Annotated in this window: 21 protein-coding genes; 12 read left to right on the top strand and 9 right to left on the bottom strand. The window is 60.6% G+C overall.

The genetic code is table 11. The annotated features are described in order from the left end of the window. The first annotated feature begins 112 nt into the window (after nucleotides 1-112). The 7 genes from NXC14_RS29110 (at nucleotide 113) to NXC14_RS29075 (ending at nucleotide 5,906) form a co-directional block, all read left to right on the top strand. Entirely contained in the window at nucleotides 113-655 is a 543-nt protein-coding gene (locus tag NXC14_RS29110) for a cytochrome c (protein ID WP_085782042.1), read from the top strand. After that, complete coding sequence (gene coxB / locus NXC14_RS29105; RefSeq protein WP_085781491.1) at nucleotides 652-1,635, top strand: cytochrome c oxidase subunit II; 984 nt, start codon at nucleotides 652-654, stop codon at nucleotides 1,633-1,635. Before NXC14_RS29110 ends, coxB begins: the two co-directional genes overlap by 4 nt. Continuing rightward, a complete protein-coding gene (gene ctaD / locus NXC14_RS29100; RefSeq protein ID WP_085781490.1) occupies nucleotides 1,632-3,545 on the top strand; it encodes a cytochrome c oxidase subunit I in 1,914 nt (637 codons plus the stop codon). The genes coxB and ctaD overlap by 4 nt, the downstream gene beginning before the upstream one ends. Further along, the gene (locus NXC14_RS29095) at nucleotides 3,542-4,144 is read left to right on the top strand and encodes a cytochrome c oxidase subunit 3 (protein ID WP_085781489.1); all 603 of its coding nucleotides are present in this window, start codon (nucleotides 3,542-3,544) and stop codon (nucleotides 4,142-4,144) included. Before ctaD ends, NXC14_RS29095 begins: the two co-directional genes overlap by 4 nt. Beyond that, nucleotides 4,141-5,034, top strand: a complete 894-nt coding sequence (locus NXC14_RS29090) for a cytochrome c oxidase assembly protein (protein WP_085781488.1) — start codon at nucleotides 4,141-4,143, stop codon at nucleotides 5,032-5,034. Before NXC14_RS29095 ends, NXC14_RS29090 begins: the two co-directional genes overlap by 4 nt. Continuing rightward, a complete protein-coding gene (locus NXC14_RS29085) occupies nucleotides 5,009-5,431 on the top strand; it encodes a c-type cytochrome (RefSeq protein ID WP_085781487.1) in 423 nt (140 codons plus the stop codon). Before NXC14_RS29090 ends, NXC14_RS29085 begins: the two co-directional genes overlap by 26 nt. Nucleotides 5,432-5,642: 211 nt before the next feature. After that, entirely contained in the window at nucleotides 5,643-5,906 is a 264-nt protein-coding gene (locus tag NXC14_RS29075; RefSeq protein ID WP_085781485.1) for a hypothetical protein, read from the top strand. Between the two features lie 518 nt (nucleotides 5,907-6,424). Here NXC14_RS29075 and NXC14_RS29070 read toward each other — a convergent pair. From NXC14_RS29070 to NXC14_RS29045, 7 genes are all read right to left on the bottom strand, one after another. Next, on the bottom strand, nucleotides 6,425-6,790 hold the full coding sequence (locus NXC14_RS29070) for a response regulator (protein WP_085781484.1): 366 nt from the start codon (nucleotides 6,788-6,790) through the stop codon (nucleotides 6,425-6,427). Nucleotides 6,791-7,064: 274 nt separating this feature from the next. Continuing rightward, nucleotides 7,065-7,202: a helix-turn-helix domain-containing protein gene (locus tag NXC14_RS34035; RefSeq protein ID WP_348630271.1), complete on the bottom strand. Its 138-nt coding sequence runs from the start codon at nucleotides 7,200-7,202 to the stop codon at nucleotides 7,065-7,067. 727 nt (nucleotides 7,203-7,929) lie between these two features. Further along, nucleotides 7,930-8,229 carry a DUF982 domain-containing protein gene (locus NXC14_RS29060; RefSeq protein ID WP_085781483.1) on the bottom strand — a complete coding sequence of 100 codons (300 nt, stop codon included), beginning with the start codon at nucleotides 8,227-8,229 and terminating at the stop codon, nucleotides 7,930-7,932. 194 nt (nucleotides 8,230-8,423) lie between these two features. Then, a complete protein-coding gene (locus NXC14_RS29055; protein WP_198175595.1) occupies nucleotides 8,424-8,912 on the bottom strand; it encodes a DUF4142 domain-containing protein in 489 nt (162 codons plus the stop codon). Between the two features lie 129 nt (nucleotides 8,913-9,041). Then, nucleotides 9,042-9,383 (bottom strand): hypothetical protein, encoded by a 342-nt coding sequence (locus NXC14_RS29050; protein ID WP_085781481.1) that lies wholly within the window; start codon nucleotides 9,381-9,383, stop codon nucleotides 9,042-9,044. Next, nucleotides 9,380-9,535 carry a hypothetical protein gene (locus NXC14_RS32780; RefSeq protein WP_157131525.1) on the bottom strand — a complete coding sequence of 52 codons (156 nt, stop codon included), beginning with the start codon at nucleotides 9,533-9,535 and terminating at the stop codon, nucleotides 9,380-9,382. Before NXC14_RS32780 ends, NXC14_RS29050 begins: the two co-directional genes overlap by 4 nt. Nucleotides 9,536-9,565: 30 nt before the next feature. Beyond that, the gene (locus NXC14_RS29045; protein ID WP_245362265.1) at nucleotides 9,566-10,843 is read right to left on the bottom strand and encodes an NAD(P)/FAD-dependent oxidoreductase; all 1,278 of its coding nucleotides are present in this window, start codon (nucleotides 10,841-10,843) and stop codon (nucleotides 9,566-9,568) included. Between NXC14_RS29045 and NXC14_RS33740 the strand changes: the two genes are divergently transcribed. From NXC14_RS33740 to NXC14_RS33735, 5 genes are all read left to right on the top strand, one after another. Beyond that, nucleotides 10,742-10,960 (top strand): hypothetical protein, encoded by a 219-nt coding sequence (locus tag NXC14_RS33740; protein WP_245362267.1) that lies wholly within the window; start codon nucleotides 10,742-10,744, stop codon nucleotides 10,958-10,960. The two genes, NXC14_RS29045 and NXC14_RS33740, sit on opposite strands and share 102 nt — an antisense overlap. A 411-nt stretch (nucleotides 10,961-11,371) precedes the next feature. After that, complete coding sequence (cphA, locus tag NXC14_RS29040; RefSeq protein WP_245362252.1) at nucleotides 11,372-14,155, top strand: cyanophycin synthetase; 2,784 nt, start codon at nucleotides 11,372-11,374, stop codon at nucleotides 14,153-14,155. Beyond that, on the top strand, nucleotides 14,155-15,024 hold the full coding sequence (locus NXC14_RS29035; RefSeq protein WP_085781479.1) for an isoaspartyl peptidase/L-asparaginase family protein: 870 nt from the start codon (nucleotides 14,155-14,157) through the stop codon (nucleotides 15,022-15,024). The genes cphA and NXC14_RS29035 overlap by 1 nt, the downstream gene beginning before the upstream one ends. Continuing rightward, a complete protein-coding gene (locus NXC14_RS29030; protein ID WP_085781478.1) occupies nucleotides 15,017-15,841 on the top strand; it encodes a cyanophycinase in 825 nt (274 codons plus the stop codon). The genes NXC14_RS29035 and NXC14_RS29030 overlap by 8 nt, the downstream gene beginning before the upstream one ends. A 6-nt stretch (nucleotides 15,842-15,847) precedes the next feature. Then, nucleotides 15,848-16,324: a hypothetical protein gene (locus tag NXC14_RS33735; protein ID WP_245362251.1), complete on the top strand. Its 477-nt coding sequence runs from the start codon at nucleotides 15,848-15,850 to the stop codon at nucleotides 16,322-16,324. A gap of 27 nt (nucleotides 16,325-16,351) precedes the next feature. Here NXC14_RS33735 and NXC14_RS29020 read toward each other — a convergent pair whose 3' ends face one another. Both NXC14_RS29020 and NXC14_RS29015 read right to left on the bottom strand, forming a co-directional pair. Further along, nucleotides 16,352-20,326, bottom strand: a complete 3,975-nt coding sequence (locus tag NXC14_RS29020) for a CheR family methyltransferase (RefSeq protein ID WP_085781477.1) — start codon at nucleotides 20,324-20,326, stop codon at nucleotides 16,352-16,354. A gap of 65 nt (nucleotides 20,327-20,391) precedes the next feature. Further along, on the bottom strand, nucleotides 20,392-21,414 hold the full coding sequence (locus NXC14_RS29015; RefSeq protein ID WP_085782039.1) for a chemotaxis protein CheB: 1,023 nt from the start codon (nucleotides 21,412-21,414) through the stop codon (nucleotides 20,392-20,394). Nucleotides 21,415-21,473 lie beyond the last annotated feature (59 nt).

Here is a 21,473-nt window from a genome sequence, read left to right as displayed (position 1 = left end):
TCCACGCTTGCGTCGCGCCCATCCCGTCGTCGCGTCCAATCTGTTCCCTTTGCTTGCCGATAGCACCGTCAAGAAGGGCGGCACCTGGTTCGTCTCGACGTTGCTATTCGGTATGTTGGTGATCGGAGCCGCGCTCGGCTGGGCAAGACATCCAAGACAATACCGTGCCGATCCGCCCGTCACATCATCTCTCGATCAGTTCCGCCTGATGCCGGACAGGATCGGCGGCACACCACCCGACGTCTATTTCGCGCTTGGCAAGCCCTATGAGACGACCGCCTATGATCTGAGCCAGGGCAAGCGCCTTTATTCCTGGTTCGGCTGCTCTAGTTGCCATGGAGACGGACGAGGCGGGACCGGCCCTTCGTTTCTTGACGGCTGGTGGTTTTATGGCTCGGAAATGGTATCGGTGGTGGCATCCATACGCGACGGACGGCCTCACGGCATGCCTGCCTTCGCGAACAAAATGACCAGCGACCAGATCTGGCAGCTTGCTGGCTATATCAGGACAATCGGCACCTATTCCGCCCTCTATACCGCGCCGAGCCGCAATGACGACAAGCATACGAGGCCGGCCGAGAACCGGGCGCCGGCCGCAACTCTTTTCGAGGAAGGGCCGGTGGGCATCCGCTCCGATCGAGGTGTCCGGCCTTGAAGATCGCTCCGGCATGCACCCTGTTTCTGTCCGGCTGCGCTGTCGGGACGCAATCGGCGCTGAATGCGGACGGACCTGCAGCTTCGGAACTCAAGAGCCTGTTATTCCTGTTCGTCGCCGTCTGCGGCGTCGTCTTCGTGCTCGTCATGGGCGTCATGGCATGGGCGCTGGTTCGCGGGAAGAACCAGCGCCCCGGCGAACCGCAGACCCAGCGTTCCATCGGCGGGGTCGTTACCGGCGCGATCATGACGACCTTCCTGGTCGTAAGCTTCCTGACCATCACCAGCTTTTACGCAACCAATGGCGTCGACCGCGGCCGGGACAATCCGCCGACCATCGCCGTCCGCGGGCAGCAGTGGTGGTGGCAGTTTACCTATCTCGATGCGGATCCCGCCAGAACCTTCCAGACTGCCAACGAACTGCATATCCCGGTGGGAGCCGATGTCCGGCTGCGCCTGGAGGCAACTGATGTCATTCATTCCTTCTGGGTGCCAAACCTGACGGGAAAGCAGGATCTGGTCCCCGGCCGCGAGAACGGGCTGACGCTGCATGCCAGCAAGGCCGGCATCTATCGCGGCCAATGCGCCGAATTCTGCGGCCTGCAGCACAGCCACATGGCACTGCTGGTGATTGCCGAGGAGCCGGAGGACTACGCCAGGTGGCTGGAGTCGCAGAGAAAGACGGCAGCCGCGCCGGCCGATGGTGATGCCGCTGCGGGAAAGCTCGTCTTCATGAGCAAGCCTTGCGCCGCCTGCCATACCATCCGGGGCACCGAGGCATCGGGCACTTCAGGGCCTGACCTCACCCATGTCGGCAGCCGCAGCATGATTGCGGCGGGGCTGCTGGAGAATACGCGGGGATCGGTTGCGGCATGGATTGCCGACCCGCAAACGCTGAAGCCGGGCAACAACATGCCGTTGGTTCCCCTCACCGGCGACGAGCTGCGACAGGTGAGCGCCTATATGAGTGGTCTGCCATGACAGGCGGCGGCAGAACCCCTTCCCCCGCCGATCTGGCTGCCGGCAGTGAAGAGGCGGACGCCTTCCTCAGGCGCACATGGTCGACGCCGCCTGGATTGTTGGCAGCGCTCTCCACGGTCGATCACAAGATCATCGGTCGGCGCTATATCGCGACAGCCTTTGTCTTTCTCATCCTCGGCGGCGTGCTGGCGCTTGTGATGCGCATCCAGCTCGCCTTCCCCGAGGCCCGCTTCATCAGCGCCGACCGGTACAATCAGATCTTCACCGTGCACGGGAGCAACATGATGTTCCTGTTTGCGGTGCCGGTCATGGAGGCGATGGCGGTCTATCTCGTTCCTCTGATGGTCGGAACCCGCAACATCGCCTTTCCCAGGCTGAACGCCTTCTCCTATTGGATCTACCTCGCCGGAGGACTGCTGCTGTGGATCTCGCTTGCCCTCGATACCGCGCCCGATGTCGGCTGGTTTTCCTATGTGCCACTCGCAGGCCCGCAGTATGGCGCGGGGAAACGGGCCGATCTCTGGGCGCAGATGATCACTTTCACCGAGGTGTCCGCCCTCGCGGTCGCCGTCGAGATCGTCGTGACCGTCTTCAAGCTGCGGGCGCCGGGCATGTCGCTCAATCGCATCCCGCTCTTCGTCTGGTCGATGCTGGTGACGGCCTTTCTGGTCATCCTGGCAATGCCGGCGATCATGTTCAGCTCCTCGTCGCTCATTCTCGACCGGCTGGTCGGCACGCAGTTCTACAATCCCTCCGAAGGCGGCGACGTCCTACTCTGGCAGCACCTGTTCTGGTTCTTCGGCCATCCGGAGGTCTACATCATCTTCCTGCCGGCGGTCGGCATGGTGTCCGCCATGATCTCCACCTTCACGCAGCGTCCTGTCTTCGGCTACCTGCCTTTGGTGCTGGCAATGATCGCGACAGGAGTCCTGGCCTTCGGCCTCTGGGTGCATCACATGTTCGTCGCCGGTCTGCCCCGACTGGGAAGCAGCTTCTTCACCGCCTCAAGCATGGCGATCGCCATTCCCGCCGGAACCCAGATCTTCTGCTGGCTGGCAACGCTGTGGGATGGCCGTCCAGTCTTCAAGACACCGCTGCTTTTCATCATCGGCTTCCTCATCACCTTTGTGATCGGCGGAATGACTGGCGTGATGGTTGCGTCCGTGCCGCTCGACACTCAGGTTCACGATACCTATTTCGTCGTGGCGCATTTCCATTACGTGCTGATCGGCGGCTCGGTCTTCCCTCTCATCGGCTCGATCTACTACTGGTTCCCGAAGATGACCGGCCGGATGATGAGTGAAAGGCTCGGCCGATGGGCTTTCGGCCTGATCTTCATCGGCTTTCACCTGACGTTCTTCCCCATGCACATCCTCGGCCTTGAGGGTATGCCGCGGCGTGTCTATACCTATCCGCCGGAGTTGCCCTGGGCAGGCTTGAACCTCTTTGTCAGCCTCAGCACTATCATCCTGGCCGTCGGCTTCCTGGTCTTCTTCGTTGACGCCATCCGCAGCTTCAAATTCGGGCCGCCCGCGGAACCGAACCCCTGGAACGCCTCGACGTTGGAATGGGCCACATCCTCGCCCCCTGCCCCTTACAACTTCCGCCACATCCCCGTCGTGGAATCGGCCGAACCGCTCTGGACCGACAGGGAAACATTGCCCGTGGCCACGGGACTTCGGCTCGACCGGCGAGAAGTGATCGTCAGCAGCGTTGCAGCAGCGGAGCCGGAGGCGCGGGAGTCCTCGCCAGCCGATTCCATCTGGCCGTTTCTGGCCGCCATCGCCACGAGCATCATGCTGATCGCCTCGATCTTCAGCCCGTGGGCCGTCGTCTGGGGAGCCGTTCCGGTAGCGATCACTCTGACCGGATGGTTCTGGCCCAAGCAAACACCGGAGGACGAGTCATGAAGGAGCGCGTGGTCACCGATCTGTCGAAGCTTCCCCTGCACGGCTTGGGCACCGCCAGCCTGACCTTCTGGGGCACCAGCGCCTTCATGCTGATCGAAGGCATGGGATTCGCTCTGGCGATCGTCGTTTACTTCTATCTCATGAGCCTGGCGCCGCGTTGGCCGATCGAAGCCCCTGCCCCGGATCTCCTTCCCGGCACAATTCTGACCCTGCTGCTTCTCGTCAGCATCGTGCCGAATATGCTCGTCGCGCGGTGGGCGAAGCAGAGGGATCTCCGCAAGGTGCGCGCGGGACTGATCATCATGGCTCTTCTCGGAGCAGCACCCCTCATACCCCGCGCCTATGAATTTCCTGCCCTTCACATCGGTTGGGACGACGATGCCTATGGATCGATCGTCTGGACGATGCTCGGCCTGCACGCGACCCACATCATCACCGACCTCGTCGATACCGTCGTTCTCGCCTGCCTGATGTTTTCGAAGCATGGCGACAATGCGCGGCGCTACGGCGATGTCGAAGACAACGCGCTCTACTGGAACTTTGTCGTCCTCGCCTGGCTTCCCCTCTACGGATGCATCTATTGGGTGCCACGGCTATGAGAACAGCAACGACAATCGCTTTTCTTCTTATGGCGACACCGGGATTGGCACATGAAGGCCATGCCCATTCGAATTCCCTCCCATGGACGGCCGATCCCTGGATAATCGCGCCGCTCGCAGTCTGCGCAGCCCTCTATGCAAGCGGAAGCCTTCGCTTGATGTCGCGATCATCCACGGGCCGGCGAGTCTTCGCGTACCGGTGTTGGGCCTATTGGGCGGGCTGGCTGGTGCTTGCCGGCGCGCTTGTCTCTCCCCTGCATTGGCTGGGAGAACAGCTTTTCACCGTCCATATGATCGAACATGAACTGGTTATGGCGGTTGCCGCGCCGCTCATCGTATTGGCACGCCCGTCGGCGGTGCTGCTCTGGGGGCTGCCGAGGACCGTCAGGCGTCGGGCGGGACAGGTGCTCGCCTCGAGCGTGGTCCGCAGGACCTGGACGTTGCTGAGCAACGGCACTGTCGCGACGCTGCTCCACGGGGTGGCAATCTGGGCATGGCACGCGCCTCTTCTGTTCGACGCCGCGATCGAAAGCACGCCGCTCCACCGTTTGCAGCATCTTTTCTTTTTCCTGAGTGCCATCCTGTTCTGGTGGCCTGTCATCTGGAAGACGAACAGGGGGCTTGCGGCCTGGCATCTGTTCGTGACGATGCTCCATATGAGCATTCTTGGGGCCCTTATCGCCCTGTCGCCGAACGTGCTCTACGTCGTGCAGACACGATCGTCTGGGGCTTGGGGGCTGTCGCCGCTCGAAGACCAGCAGATGGCCGGCCTGGTAATGTGGATTCCTGCCGGCATCGTCTACGCCACTGTTGCGCTGGCGCTGACGGCATTATGGATCAGGGATTCCGGAAAGGGAGGCGCAGATGGAACGCCTATCGTCGCCCCATGATTCCCTTCGCCCCGCCTTTGTCATCGCCGCCTGCGTGGTGGGCCTGACGGCGGGATTGAGCTTGACCGACATCTACCGGGAGCGATCCGAAAGGCAGGCTGTTGCCGTCGCCATGACAAAAGGCGATCCGGCGCGGGCGCCAGCGATTTTTCGCCGATATGGCTGCGCCGGATGTCACACCATTCCGGGCATCGAGGGCGCCGACGGCAAGGTCGGCGGCGATCTCTCCGGTCTGCGCAAGCGGGTCTACATTGCCGGCGTGCTCAACAATTCCACCGACAACCTCATCGCCTGGATCGTCGCGCCACAGGCCCATTCGCCAAAGACGGCGATGCCCACCACCGGAATATCCGAACAGGAAGCCCGCGATCTCGCAGCCTATCTCTATGCTCGCTAAGAAATTGGTGTTTCCGATCAACTCGCCTTCAACAGTTACTCGGACCATCACGACGCGCCAGTATGCAAACGCTGATAATAAGCGCATGATCACCCTTAGGTGCATGTCGTCCGGAAGTCTGCAGCTCCAGGATCGTGACATGCATCAAGACAAGAAACTAAAGCGCTTGGCAGGAATCAATTTTCTCGCCGCGCTTTAGAAGGAGATCCGCATGGATCGCACGATTGTGAAGAAGCATTTGGAGCAGGCGCTGGAACATGTCGCCCTGGGAGAGTTGCACGTCGCTCGGCAGCGCGAGCTCATCGCTGAGCTGACCAATCGCGGTGCTGACGTTAGGGAAGCGATACGGCTTTTGACCAATTTCGAGGAATCGCAGGTGATGCACGTGGCGCACCTTGAGAGGCTTAAGGCAGAGTTGCTCGAATGTGAAGAGAAGCGTCAGGTCGGCGGATCCGCAGGTAGTGCGACCCATTGACCGGCAACTTGATGCGGTGTAGCTGGCTGGTCTCAGCCGGAGCAAGACCTTCTCCGGCAGCAGAACCTGGCCTCCATTGCCGGGCGTCCGCATCGCTGCCTTGTCGCCTTCAGCCGTGGCCCTGGTCCTCGAGCAGATTGCTGACGGATATGGGAATTCCGATCCAGCACCTGATCCCATAGTCTCCAAGAGTGTAGGAGGTCTTGGCATTCGGCTGGTAGGCAGCGCGCTGGCGCTCAGTCAATTCTCGGCCCTGGCCGCCCCTGGCAGCCCTGGCCCAACATCTCGCGGAGCGGCCCGGTCGGACTGCAATGCCGCTTTTCCGCCGCAAGACATCAGGATTTCGAGGGGGTTCCGAGGCTGAATGCAAAACGTTTGCTGCACCCTGTCGATTCAATGGAAGTAGATCCGCTGAAACGCTGGCCATGGCGAGACAATGCTAAGTCGAGCCGTGTCGGTGCCCCGAAGGGGGAGGCTTGGTCCATGTTGTCGATAGCCGATACTTTCCGTCAGGAGCGCTACAAGGACAAGGCGGCGGCGACCTTTTCCAGGTCGATCGGTTTGCCGCAGAGCACACCGCCCTTGTACCTGGTGGGAATGACTGTTCGGTCGTAGCCAGTGGCGAAGACGAAGCTAATGTGTCGCTCCTGCAATTCATCGGCGACAGCGAAGACGAGCTCGTCACCGAGGCAGACATCGAGGATTGCCGCATCGATATGTTCGCGGGCAATAAGTCCGAGCGCGTGACCGACTCTTGCCGTCGGACCCACGACGGTTGCGCCTAAGTCTTCGAGCCTCCGGCGGGTCGCGTCGGCAAGAGAATATTCGTCTTCGACGATCAGGATACGCTTTCCCGAGAAAAGTTTTTGATTGCCTTTTTCCACTGGGCCTCTCCGAACAGGTAACAGCCGCCAACCGGCTGACGCCTTCGCGCGTCGAACCCTTGCTTAAGACAAAAGTTGCGCGATAGGTAATGTCAATCAACGTCTTACCGGTATTGACGCCATTAAGTTGGGAGCCTGGCTTGCGGACTTTCTCCCGGGAATCTGCTGTACTTCTTGGGGAAACCATCAGGCGCTCATACGCCGCCTCCGGGATACAATAAGAGCCATTGGCCTTGGCGATAAGGCCTTCCCGGTCGATGATGAACACCTTTCCTCATGTCGGCCTGATAAACCCGTCACCTTCCAGGAAGTGAAGCGCGGTTGTTACTCCAGAACGGTGGACACCGAGCATTGAAGATAGTTGCTCACGGGTGAGATGCAGCACATGGCCTTCTGACCGATCGTCGAGCATGAGCAACAAGCGGGCCAGTCTCCGCTCGAGCGTATAGAGGCTGCTGGCAAGGGCGGTGTAGCCCATTTGGATTGCGAGCGATCGAGAAAATGACGACAAAAGAGTGCGCCATCGAGGCGCTCTGTGCGTGAGACGAAGGAAGCTGTCGACGTCGATGCGCTGAGCCCTCCCCTCGACGAGAGGCGCGCGGACGCCGCTTCGGATGGTTGGGAAGAACTCGGGATAGTCAGATGTAAATGGGCGTAGCGGTGGCTTGAACAAGGTCCACTTCCAGCTGGTACGCGAGCGGACACAAAGCTTCAACCTGTTGATAAGGTTTGCCACCGGACCCAAATATGAGAAAAGCCTTATGGATCGATTTTCATGGTAAGCAGAATCAGGAGAACGCTGACCGTGCAGCAGCGCGCCACGGCGTTCGAACACACGAGTAGGGTGGCGGCGGAAACCGCTGAAGAAGAGCGTCGCCTTCGCGATGAAAAGAACGACCGCCTCCGAAAATTGCGGCTAGCGTCCAGGACGCGGCCTGACAGATAGAAGCGTTTGCTCACGGCTATAGGGACGTTGAGCATTAACACCGCCTGCCGCTCAACCTTGCAGATCGTATCGACTGATCTTACACGGCTGGTCGCCCGACAGGAGCCGCGCAGCGGCACGCCGAACGACCATGGTAGCGGTTTCGAACGGCGACCGTGGGCCGCGGCTCAAGGTGCTGCCGTGATCAGCTCATTCAGTACAGCTGAGGATCCCTATCTCGCGAAATCTGAGAGATAGCAAGGAATTGGTCTCCCGGCGCCAGCAAATCGTGTTTTTCAGCGAAGGCAACATACAGGCCGCGTGCCGTCTCCGGCTCGATCTCGCCGCGCAGCGCCGCACCGCAAGCCTTGAGTGCGATCGAATGCGCGTGATCCCGTAATGACGCCGGCCATTCGATAAGATGCCGATAGGCGTCCATCACGCTGCGGACCTCAACTGGAAATCCAAGACCAACAAGAACGGAGACAGGCTGTCTGAACATATCGGGCTTCATCATTCTCTCCTTCCCAACCCGCGATGCTGACGGGCGCCGCGGCCATGGCGCCCTCTGATGTCTGTAAGTTCGGCCGCTTTCCGTGCTGGATCAGCCGACGGCATCCGATTTGGTTTTCGTGTGTCGCGAATTCAAGAGGAATCGCAAAAGTCGCTGGCACTGATCTTGCGACAGCCCGCGGCCGTCCTAGCACATTAGCTGAGCGTGCTCTTAATGGTTTTAAGCATAACCAGATGGCTCTGAATGCCGGTTACTGCGACCATGGACGCTCCTCGTGCCATGGGGTCATCGCCATTTCTGGCGTAGCTTTTGTGGATGGTTAGCAGCTCCTCATGCCCATCGATCTGGCCGTTGATGTACATGCGGTCGAATTCCGCTCCTTTGGCCGCTTGGAGCTTCTGCACCGCCGTCTGATGTTTTTCGCTGAACCCATTAGCGCCTGGCTTGGAACCAAACGCCTCAGCAACTGCCGCTTGTTCTGCTATCTCAAGTTCGGCAAATGTCTTGACTGCGCGGTTGGTTGCTTTGGCTACAGCGAGCTCACTCGTCGCTGTCGCAAAGTCGCCTCCCATCAGGGCTTTCAACTTTCCTTTCTCGATGCCTGCATCCTGCGCAACGACACGAGTTGCCATCGGCAACAGGCTCACCGCTGCCATTCCGAATATGACGTTTCTTCTGTCCATGGGACAATCTCCTTCGTTTGCCATGTGGACGAACAAGCTCGATGCCCTCCAGTTCCCTCGGACAGAGCAGAAAAGGATGTCCGCATAAGATCCGGCAACGCGAACCGGCTGGTCCATGCCCGATCCTGATCAGCTATAGATCCAGCTCGCGACCGCCACCGCGACCGCAACAACAACCAACGTGCCAATGAAGATGCGCAACGCAGGCGAGCGGGTGGTCTGGGGAATGGTCGCCGCGCTTCCTGGCTCGCGCATCGCGACGTCGTAATTCCGCTGATGATCGGCGGCCCCGATATTCCGGGCATTCAGTGCCATCCCGACCTGTTCGGGAGTTATCGGCTGACCCGCAGCCTCGGCATCCGTTTCTAGTGGTGCGGCTGCAGGGTCGAAGCCGGGTCTGATATCGCCGGTCGCTCCCGACTGGATCGCCCCGCGGATCTGCGCGGCGGCCTTGTCCCTTTTCTTAGTCATTCAAGCTCTCCTCGTTCGATCGCGGGTGAAGGGCTCTCGTCACGACCGCTCAACTTCCAGGATGAAATGGAGCCGATGGTAATGATGACCCCGATGGTGACGATGATACCTGCGTAGGCCAGAACCAATCCGCACGGGGAATCCTGATCCATCGACATCCTCCTCCTGCTCCCTACGCGTCCTCAAGTCTGCCCCGAGTGGGTCAGGCGGCTGTCGTCCGAGGCAAGGGCAGCGGTCGGGCCGGCGCTTTCATCAATGATGCGCGCGCCGCGCTGACGCGTGAGGTAGCGCCAGATCCACTGGATGCTGACGAGAAGCCGCTTTTCGAAGTTGATAAGCAGATACACGTGCACGATTGCCCACAGCAGCCATGCGAGCCTTCCTTTCAGGGTCCACCGGCCGAAGTCAAAGACGGCGGCGTTGCGACCGATAACGGCTGTATTGCCTCTGTTGCGGAAGACGAAGCCCGGCCCCCTAATCGCAGGCTCCTTGCGAAGCCGTCGTCCAAGGTAGATGCCTTGCTGTTTAGCAACCTGCGCAAGCGCGGGGAGCGGCTTTCCGTCCGTTCCGATCAAAGCGGCTGTGTCTCCGAGCGCATAGACATCCTCGAAGCCCTGGACGCGAAGTTGATCATCGACCGGAATGCGGTTGCCGGCAGTGCCCGAGAGGCCGAGCCAGCGATGTGCTGGCGACGCTTTCACGCCGGCTCCCCAGATGATCGATCCGGCTAAGACGAAGGTGCCGCCGATGTTCGCACCGTCCTTTGTAATTTCGACGACCCGGCTTCCTGTGCGAACTTCGACGCCGATCTTTTCAAGGTATCGTGTTGCATATTCAGAGAGATGCTCAGGAAAGGCCCCCAGAATGCGGGGGCCTGCTTCCACCAGCAGAACGCGGAGATGGTCGGGCTGAAGGTTACGAAAGTCCTTGCTGATCATGAAGCGTCCGAGCTCCGAAATGGCGCCGGCCATTTCGACGCCCGTGGGGCCGCCGCCAATAATGATGCTCGTCAACAGCGCCTGCTTCTCGGCGGGGCTGTCCGCTCTTTCGGCCTTCTCAAACGCCAGAAGAAGGCGATGCCTAATCTCTCGCGCCTCATGGATCGTCTTGAGACCCGGCGCCAGAGCCTGCCACTCGTCATGTCCGAAGTAATTGTATTCGGAACCTGTGGCTATCACGAGCTGGTCGTAGGGTATATCGGCCCCGTCCGCGAGCAGGACCCGCCGCTTTGACGTGTCGACGCCAACCACTTCCGCCATGATCATTTCGATGTTCCTGTAACCCGCAAGCGTCTTTCTGATGGGCTCTGCTATGTCAGCCGGCGACAAGGCGGCGGTGGCCACCTGGTAGAGAAGCGGTTGGAAGAGATTGTGGTTGCGGCGGTCGACGACGACGCAGTCTACATCAGCATTCCCGAGCTCCCGGGCACAGGCAAGGCCTGCGAAACCGCCACCTACCACGACAACTCGGCGGCGTCCTCTCGCCGAACCTTCTGCTTCTGCCGTCGTCTTTACGTGATGCGGCATGAAATCTTCCCAAAACAGTGTTTTGCCAACGCCCGTCGCCACACAGCCTAAGCGCCGACTGTTCAAGCGCGCTTAGGCGGCTTCGGATGTCGCCAGCTTCGACCGTGCTTACTTACCCGTTTTCACGACAGATGCCGCTAACAACCGGGGACGTCGAAGGTTCCAGCACACACTTAAACTGTGGTGGGTTCGGACTGATGCTGCGAGCAGCTCCCTCATGCATCGACCCACACAGACTTTGATCGAGATGAAATGCCTATGTCGTCCAGCCGAACGAGAGCCTGAAGCTCACCTAGCAGACCACGGACCGGATTACCTTTTGCAGTGAAGGGTCGGCAGATGCGCGACAGTTCGGACGTTCCGAGAGAGTGCGGTGCCGTACAGTAGCGGAACCACCGAGGCGGAGTGCGGTTGTCGTGGACCAAAGCGACCCGAATCGCATTCGACACCCGGAGAAACAGCATGAAACCCCTCAACACCGTCACAAGCAAGCGGGCGGTGAGAGCCATGGATGTGCGCGAGGTAGCGATCTATCGCGGACCGCATCTTTACAGCCAAACGCCAATGATCCGCATCCAGCTGGACTTGGGAACGCTGGAGCAGTATCCGACGGACCGCCTTCCTGGCTTCGCGGGAAAGCTCACGCAGCTGCTTCCCGGGCTGCATCAACACGGCTGCTGCTACGGCGAAGCGGGTGGCTTCCTCCGCCGCATGGCGGAAGGAACCTGGCTCGGGCATGTGACCGAGCATGTCGCTCTGGAATTGCAGAACATGGCAGGGGCCGACGTCGCCAGGGGGAAAACTCGTTCGGTGGCAGGCGAACGAGGCGTATACAACGTCATGTTCGCCTATCAGGACGAGGAGGTTGGCCTGCTGGCCGGGCGTTTTGCGCTGGAACTGGTGGATAGCCTGCTGCCGCCAGAGCTCCAGGGTGTCTCGAGCCTCGGGAAAATCACTGCTTCTTCAATTGACACCTTCAAGCTCGCCGGAGCGCTCGACGCTCTGCGCGCGCTTCATCGGGACCGGGCGTTCGGCCCGACCACGGCATCTCTCATCAAGGAGGCGGAGCTGCGGGGGATCCCCTGGCGCCGGCGGGACTCGAGTAGCCTGGTGCAGCTGGGCTACGGCAAGCACCTCAGGCGTATCAGGGCGGGTTGCAGTTCGCTCACCTCGGAAATTGGGGCTGAGATCGCCAGCGACAAGGATCTGACATGCAAGCTGCTGCAGGAGGCCGGGCTGCCGGTTCCGCGAAGCATCATCGTGGAAGATGCCGCAGCCGCAGTGCGTGCTGCACGTCGCCTTGGTTTTCCCGTCGTCACTAAGCCGATCGATGGCAACCATGGCCGCGGCGTCAATGTCGGCCTGGCCAGCGACGAGGAAGTGGCGTGGGGTTTCCTACAGGCGCAGGCGCATAGTCCATCAGTCCTCGTCGAGCAGCAAATGGCAGGCGCCGATCACCGCATCCTGGTCGTGGGCGGAAAGCTCGTGGCCGCGGCCAAGCGAGTTCCCGCACAAGTCACCGGCGATGGGCTATCGACGATCCGGGAACTGATCGAACAGGTGAACCAGGATCCACGCCGCGGCGAGGGGCACGAGGCCGCGCTGACCAAGATTGTGATAGATGACTGCCTCCTGCATTTCATCGCGCGATCAGGTCTCAGCCTTTCGAGCGTGCCTGCCAGGAACGAGCGGGTGATGCTGCTTCCGACGGCCAACCTTTCGACCGGCGGCGTCGCAATCGACTGCACCGACGAGGTTCACCCCGACAATGCGCTCATTGCCTGCCGGGCGGCACAGATAGTCGGTCTCGACATTGCAGGTATCGATTTTATCGCGCCGGATATCGGCCAGTCTGTCCTCGAAACAGGTGGCGGTATAATTGAGGTCAATGCTGGGCCCGGTTTCCGCATGCATCTCCATCCCTCCCAGGGACGGGCCCGTAATGTCGCGAAGCCGGTTCTCGACCTTCTTTATCCGGAAGGAACGCCCTCGAGCGTACCGGTATTCGCCGTTACGGGCACGAATGGCAAGACCACCACTGCCCGGATGCTTGCCCATATTCTCTCGGCCGATGGCCAGAAAGTGGGGCTGACCACCAGCACCGGCATATACATAGACGGCCGGCAGATCATGAGCGGGGATTGCACTGGGCCAAAAAGTGCCCGCGTGGTCCTTGCCGAGCCAACGATCGACATGGCGGTACTCGAGACGGCCCGGGGCGGCATCCTGCGCGAGGGGCTGGCCTTCGACCGTTGTGACGTCGGTTGTGTGACGAACGTGTCGAGCGATCATCTCGGCTTGAAGGGCATCGACACCCTCGAGGATCTGGCTGCTGTTAAATCCATCATCGTGGAGTCGGTCAGGCGGGGCGGATGGAGCATTCTGAACGCCGACAATAGCCATACGGCCGCAATGCGTGAGGAAGCAGGTGGTCAGTTGTGCTACTTCACGGCTCAGCCGCCGGACCGCTGGCCCGATTTCCTGAAGGATCATATTTGGGAAGGCGGCAGAGCCGTCGTTTGTGACCTGGCATCCAAGCCGCAGGATATATTGCTTTATGATGGCGGCCAGGTGATGCTGGTCGCAACGGCGGATGAAATTCCGGCGACCTTCGGCGGCCTGGCCGGTTTCAACGTCGAGAATGCGCTTGCGGCGGCGGCGATGGCCTATTGCGGCGGCATCGCCCTTCCGGTGATCCGCAGCGCGCTGAGCACCTTCGGAACCTCGTTCGAGCAGTCTCCCGGCCGCCTGAACATCATCGAACGGCATGGTTTAAAGATAATTGTCGACTATGCCCATAATCCGGACGGTCTGCGCGCACTCGGCGGGCTTGTCGAAAAGCTCAGAACGGAACACGGCAGCTGCATCGGCGTGATCGGGATCGCAGGTGATCGGCGTGATGAAGACATACTGGAAATGGGCAGACTTTCTGGCGGCATCTTCGACAAGCTGATCCTGAAGGAAGATGGCGATCCACGTGGCCGGGCCGTCGGTGAGGTGGCCGCTATTCTTATGGAAGGAGCGCGACGCGCGGGTCTCCCGCTTGAGAATATCGAAATCGTGCCGAATGAAAGACGAGCCGTCGACAAGGCACTCGTCATGGCGCTGGAAAACGATCTCGTCGTCATCACTGCCGACGATGTAGGTCAAGTATGGCAGCAGGCATCGCGTCAGGTCCGCAGGCGCAAAAAGCAGGCCTTCGTTCCCCCCGAGATGACGTCGAAGGCCGAGGCAAGGATCTCGTGATGTGGTCGATCATTCTCCATGGCGGGGCCAAGAAGATCGCCGAAAAGGACGCAGCTGCGAACCGCACCGGCTGCCGCCGGGCGCTAGAGGCGGGCGCAGAGATCCTGAAGAACCACGGCAACTGCGTAGACGCCGTTGAAGCGGCGGTTCGCGTGTTGGAAGATGATCCGACATTCAATGCCGGCTATGGCAGCGCGCTCAACGCCGACGGCGAGGTGGAAATGTGCGCAGCACTGATGGAGGGAGCGGGCTTCAACGTCGGAGCCGTGGCCGTAGCAAGGGGCCTGCGCAATCCCATCTCCGTCGCCAAGGCGATGCTTTATGAAGAACCTGTCCTGATTGCCGGCGACGGCGCAAGGGCGTTCGCTGCCGAGGCGGGGGAGAGGCTCTGCGACGCCGACGCAATGATCGCTTTGCCCAAAGGATCGGCACACGAGGAAAGGGGACACGACACCGTCGGCTGTATCGCGCTCGACGACAGCGGCCGTCTTGCGGCGGCCGTCTCGACCGGCGGCCTTGACGGCGCGCCGGCCGGAAGGGTCGGCGACTCGCCGCAGCCTGGCTGCGGCTTTTACTGCGACGACAATATCGGCGCCGTCGTCTTCTCCGGCGATGGTGAGCAGATCGCGCGAACGATCCTCGCCGCGCGCGTGATGCAGGCGCTGGAGGATTTGTCGCCCGATCGGGCGGTCGAGGCGGCGCTTGCTCATCTGGAGCGCACCGGCGGCGAGGCGGGCGGCATCGTATTGACGCCCGACGGAAAGTTCGGCTGGGGCCATAACAGCGAAGATTTCGCGGTTGCTTTGGCAAGCAGCGCCCGTCCTGATCCTCAGATCTACCTGAGAAAGAGGAAAACAAGCCGTGGCTAAGGAAACGAAGGCCGCGAAAACCGGCCACGGCACCCTGATCATCATTGGCGGCCACGAAGATCACGATGGGGACCGGGTCATTCTGAAGGAGGTGGCGAGCCGCATCAAGGATGGCAAGCTCGTGCTGGCAACGGTGGCCTCGCACGAACCAGACGGCTACCTGGAAAAATACCGGTCGTCCTTTGCCGAACTCGGCGTGCCCGATGTGACCGAGCTCTATATCGATGAGCGCGACCAGGCGGCGATGGACGAGAAGCTCGACGGTCTGAGGCAGGTCAGAGCGGTGTTTTTCTCCGGCGGGGATCAGCTGCGGATCACCAGCCTGGTCGGCGATACCCCCATCTACCGGCAGATTCACGACATCTTCGCCGGCGGCGGGGTCATCGCGGGAACCTCGGCGGGCGCTTCGGCAATGAGCGAGACGATGTTGGTGCGCGGGCGGAATGCCTCGTCCTTCCGTATCGGCGATATCAGCATGGCTACTGGTCTCGGCCTTCTTCCGAACGTGATCATCGATCAGCATTTTGCTGAACGCGGGAGGATCGGCCGGCTCATCGGGGCTGTTTCGCAGAACCCGCGCGTTCTCGGCATCGGTATCGACGAGGATACAGCGATCGTTGTTCAGGGCCATCAGTTCCGGGTGATAGGCAGCGGAGCCGTCTATCTCGTCGACGGCGGCGATGTCACCCATTCGAACATTGCCGAAGCTTCTCCTGAGGAAGCTCTATCGATCTACGATCTCAGGCTTCATGTGCTGGGCTCCGGCGATAGGTTCGATCTCGAAACACGTCGGCCTGTCCGGGAGCCGCATAAGTAAGGCTGAGTGCAACGCGCTATTTCTCGGACATGCCGCCTTACATCAGACAGCGGCGCTATCGCCGGATTCACGTCTGCTGCGCTGGTGGATCGGCGAGTCGAAGCCAGGGAAGACGTCATCGCTATCGCGGGCGGTGATCGCATGGCTGCGTTTCATGAACGCGGACGCAAAGCGCGCTTCGCGCCTGGCGACCAGCGATTTCCGTTCACTAAGTCAGAGATTAGGCGCATGATCTACCGGGAGGAGATGGCCATGGAGCGGGCAATGGCGGAGAAACATTTGCAGCAGGCGCGCGAGCATGTCGCCTTGGGAGAAATGCATCTTGCTCGGCAGCGCGAAATCCTGGCCGAGCTGACTCATCGTGGCGCCGATCTCACGGAAGCCGAACGGCTTCTGACGAATTTCGAACAATTCCAAATCATCCATCTTGCTCACCTCGACAGGCTCAAAGCGGAACTTGCCTTGCCAAGAGGAGCAGCATGAGGCCGGGATCAGGCCCGCAGCATGCCCTCAGCCATAGTCCTCACCCGCGATCAGATTGGTGAGAGAAATGGGAATTGCGATCGAGCAACTGATCCCATCGTCTCCAAGAGTGTAGGTGGTCTTGGCATTCAGCTGATAGGGCAGCGCGCGCTCGATCAGTTCACGGCCCTGGCCGCCCCCTTGGGGTCCGGAATTTTCGGGCGGCATCTTCACCCCACTCTCCCGCCAGTCGACATGTAGCCATGGCTTGCCACCGTCGCCGGATTGCTCGACATGCCAGTTGATGGCCAGACGTGCCCGAGGTTGGCTCAGCGCTCCGTATTTGACCGCATTCGTCGCCAATTCATGCATTGCCAATGCCATTGTCTGTACGCTGGTCGAGCGTAGCCTGACGCCGTCCGCACCTTCGAGAGTAATCCGGTCCATCTGGCCGTCCTGCACGCCGTGCGCCGCCAGTTCCGATAGGATAAGCTGATCGAACGTGATGCGCTCCCCCTCCTGCAGGCGCGAAAGAAGACCCTGCACACGCGCCAATACATCCAGGCGGTCGCAAAACCTCTTATAAAAGTCAGGCAGATCGGCGCTGGTGCGCATGGTCTTGTCCGCCATCGACCGCACCACCGCCATGAGATTGCGCGTGCGGTGCTGAAGTTCGGCGACCAGCACTTTCGTCCGGTCGGCAGAGGCTTTTTCATCGGTGATATCGCGGCCGATACCACCAATCTGCTTCACATTGCCTTCCTCTCCTAGAATCGGAAAGTCAGCATTGCGCAGCCAGCGTATCTCATGGTCCGAAGCACGCCTGATGCGGTATTCGAACTCCACGCGTTCGCCGTTTCGCACGCGGCGGATTTCGGAGAGCGCCTGTTCGCGGTCTTCGGGAATGATCAGTTCCGCCCAGCTGCGGAAGTTGTTGCCGGTCATGGCCTGCTCCCGATCGACCCCATAGATCGTCTCGAACGCCGGCGTCAAATAGACCCATTGCAACGTCTCGGCGTCCCGGATCCACAAGACGTCGGAAGAGGCTTCGCCAAACAGACGGAACTGCTCCTCCCCCTGCCGCAAAGCGGCTTGAGCTTGTTTGCGCGCCGAGATGTCGATGCAGAACTCGGCAATCGTGCCATCGCCAAGATCGCGCCCAGCAAACAGCATCCAGCGACGCGTCCCGTCGGCGAGGACATATTCTTTTTCATAGGGCCCGAGCTTGCCGGTCTCTTTCACCGCAGCCATCTGCGCTTCGGTCTCCGCAAGGTGCTCAGCCGGCGTCAGCCGTCGCCAGTGCAGCTCGGAGCGCTCCATTTGCGAGCGCGTATAGCCTGTCATCTTCAGGAACACCTCGTTGGCATCGCAGATGACGCCCTCCTGATTGATGAACACCACTCCAACTGCATCCGTCTCCAGGACACGCTGCAAGCGCTCTTCGCTGCGGCGAAGCGCAACCTCCGCCTCGTAAGTTGCGGTCAAATCTGTGAACGTCACGACAGCCCCGCTGATATAGTTGTCGACACTGCGATATGGCAGGACACGCGCGGCGTAGTGGCGGTTGTTCGTCGGGTCGCTGACTTTTCGATCTACTGGCACCAGCGTCCTGAGAACGAGACGAACATCGTCCAGGAGCTCCGGATATGCAACGCGCGAAACGACGTGATCGAGCGGCCGTCCGACATCGGTTTCCAGCAGGTGGAATATTTCCGTCGCCGCCGGCGTGAAGCTCCTGACGCGCAGATCATTGTCGAGGAACACGGTGGCGATCTGCGTTGCCTCAAGCAAGTTCTTCAGGTCAGAATTCGTGCGGTCCAGCTCGGTGACGCGATGCGCAAGCTCGCCATTGACGGTCTGCAGTTCCTCGTTGACCGACTGCAACTCCTCTTTTGAGGTTTCCATCTCCTCGTTCGCCGACTGCAGTTCCTCATTGATCGACTGATACTCTTCGTTGGAAGACTTCAGTTCCTCATTGGTCGATTCCAATTCCTCGATCGTCGCCTGAAGCCGGTCCCGGGTGACGCGCAGATCGGTTTCCAGGCGCTGGACATGCTCTTCGCTCGTCAGCCGTCCGCCGTCGGGCGCTGTCCCCTCGGCCACCTGCCCCGCATCTTGGAACAGCACGATCAGCGAGGTGACGTCGCCGCTGCCGAGCGGTTCGACAATGATATTGACGGCGTAAGTGCGATCATCCTGACGCAGCAGCACCCTGGGCACTTCCACCTTGACGGCCTCAGTCGTGGCACGCTGCAGCGCGGAGCGCATATCGAGCCTGAGATCCCGATGCGCCAAACTGAGGAGATTAAGGGTCGCTGTCCCTGACATCGGCTCCAGATAGCGGCCCGTGCGGCCTGAAAAGTGCAGCACGTCATAATGCGAATCGACCACGACATAGGCTGGCGCGAAGCGCTCGGCGACCACTTCGGCCTGCCGACTGATCGTCGCCGACAGCCGGCCGGTTTGCAGCGTCGGAGCCGGCGCGGAAAGGGCATGGTCGGGGCTGCGCGGGCGTGGACTGAGCGGAAAGTCCGGAATGATGCGGGTCGCTGTCTCGAGCCTTCGAAACAGTCGGTTCTTGCGGTCGATGGGCGCGAAAAGCTTGGCGTGACGGGTAACGTTTTCCGACGATCCCAAAAACAGGATGCCGCTCGGCCTGAGAGCGAAGTGGAAGATCGGGATGACCCTGTTTTGCAGCTCGCTATCGAGATAGATCAGCAAGTTCCTGCAAGACAGAATGTCGATTCGGGAGAACGGCGCATCCTTGACGATGTTGTGGGGCGAGAAGATGCACATCTCCCGCAATTCCTTTACGACGCAATAAGTATCGCCCTCACGCACGAACCAGCGTGCGAGCCGGTCGGGCTGGATCTGAGAGGTGATCGCAGCTGAATAGCGCCCCGCACGCGCAATCCCCAGCGCACGGGCATCGAGGTCTGTCGCGAAGATCTGCACATCCGGAGGGTAATCCATCTTCGCCATATGCTCGCGCAGCAGCATCGCGATCGAATAGGCTTCCTCCCCGGTCGCGCAACCAAGCACCCAGACGCGCAGCTGGTCGCCCGGCTCTTTGCCCTCGAACAGCCTTGGAATTTCACGCTCGAGCGCTTCGAACTCTGCCGGATCTCTGAAAAATTGAGTGACGCCGATCAGCAGATCCTGAAAAAGGTTTTGCACCTCATCGCGGCTGGCGCGCAGCCGCTCGATATAGCTGTCGATGTTGCCGATCTGAAGCACCTGCATGCGCCGCTGGACACGCCGTGTGAAAGTTCCGCGCTTGTATCCGTGGAAGTCGTGACTGGTGACATTGCGCAGAACCGTGGCGATCTGCGTGATCTGCGCCTCCAGGGCGCTCACCGGCTCGTCATCAAGGCCGACATCTTCCTCCTCGGCGACATTGCCGGCATAAAGCGTGATGTGACCTGCAATACTCTCAGCCGGCAATCTGAGGTCGGCGATCGCCAGCGCCCCTCCTGCTTCTTCGGGAGATCTGTCGTCGCTCTCGCTGATCTCTACGATCGAGAGCCCCCCGAATTTTTTGGTTGCCGCCACCCCGGCCGTGCCGTCACTTTCCAGACCCGCCAGCACCACTGCAATGGCGCGTTCGTGAGCATGTTCTGCCAGCGAGATCAACATGGTGTCGACGGTGCCACGGTGCCCAACTGGTTCCGGGGCCGCCCGAACCCGGATATGACCATCCTCGAGGGTGATCGTATCGTCGGACCCGCCGATGTAGATATGGTTCGGAAGAATGGGCTCTCCATCCACGGCGACCGTCACCGGCAGTCGTTCCTGCCGCTGTAACATTTCAAAGACGGCAGCTGTGGTGAGCCCTTCCTGCTGGCGCACCGCTACGAGATAGGATGCGCCGAGGCCAACGCCGACTTCGGCGAATATCCGCTCCAGCGACGGAAGCGACCGCGCGCACACTGCTATGCCGACGATCACGAGCGGCCGCTCCCATTGGTCCTGCTCGGACGCGCCCGCCTGTTGCTCCATGTCTTCCCGTTCGTCGTATGCCATTCGTCTATCCATGTGTCTGCCGCCGCGATTTTAAACCTTCGGCATGGCAGAAAGATACAACTTTATCAGAGATCCTGGAAACGTGAGGCCCGACCGAGGCGCAGTGAGGTCAGAGCGGCGTCACGCAGAGTAGTAGAATATCGCCGATACTCGGCTGCTCTGGCCTCATAGAGCTCGGCGACAGCGGTGCGGCCGGTATCGCGGGCATCTCGCGCCATCCGCTCCACGAGCGTCACGCGCTCCTCCATGATTCGCATGGCGACCCTGATCGCTTCGTCAAGTTCATCGATATGCGAAGCCAGGACGTCGGCGGTAAAGGCGTGGCCGATCTGACACCGAAATCGCAGCGGCCGCGAACCACGAACCTCTGAAAGCACACCGTGGCAATCGGGACAAGTCAGAGCCGCTGGAGAGGCAATGTTCCGAAGTTCGGCACTGCCGAGCCGCGCGCCGGCGGCAATTTCGACCTCCAGCCGCAGATCCTCCGACGGCATATCAACTGTCGGTCCCGCCTTGCTTCCAGCGATGCTGGCAAGCAGCCCGCCGAGCTCAGCTGCCGAGGCAACATGATCGATCTCCACCGCCTCCAGTGCCGCCAAAGGCATCTGATCTGCCTCCGCGTCAAGCGGGTGCTGCACGACTGCGGTTCCGCCATGGGATTTAATCGCCTGCAGTCCCGCGGCTCCGTCGTTGAGCATCCCGGTCAGGATGAGCCCGACGGCTCGTGGGCCGAACGACAGGGCGGCAGAGCGAAACATCGGATCAATTGACGGCCGCACCATGTTTTCCCGGGGTCCAACTCCCAACTTGATCGTTTCACCCTCGAGGAGAAGGTGACGATCGGGCGCAGCAAGATAGATATGACTCCGCTCGATGGGTTGCCCGTCAACCGCCTGCGTCACTGGAAGCTTGGAACTTGCCGACAAGATCTGAGGTAGATAGCCGGAATAGCTTGCCGGCACATGAGTGGTGACAAATATGCTTGCCGGAAGGTTGGCAGGCAGATCGGCAACGAGGGTCTTGAGCACCGTACCACTTCCTGCCGACCCGCCGATAGCGATGATATCCCTGGTGGGGCTGGAAGACATCGTCTTACCTTTCGACTTCACACCCCAACCCCCCATGCCGCTCATGGTTCCCTGCGAAT

Origin of the sequence: Rhizobium sp. NXC14 (genome assembly GCF_002117485.1) — a bacterium.
Lineage (GTDB): Bacteria > Pseudomonadota > Alphaproteobacteria > Rhizobiales > Rhizobiaceae > Rhizobium.
The sequence above is the reverse complement of the archived record's forward strand: the minus strand, read 5'-3'. Positions and strand labels throughout refer to the sequence as shown.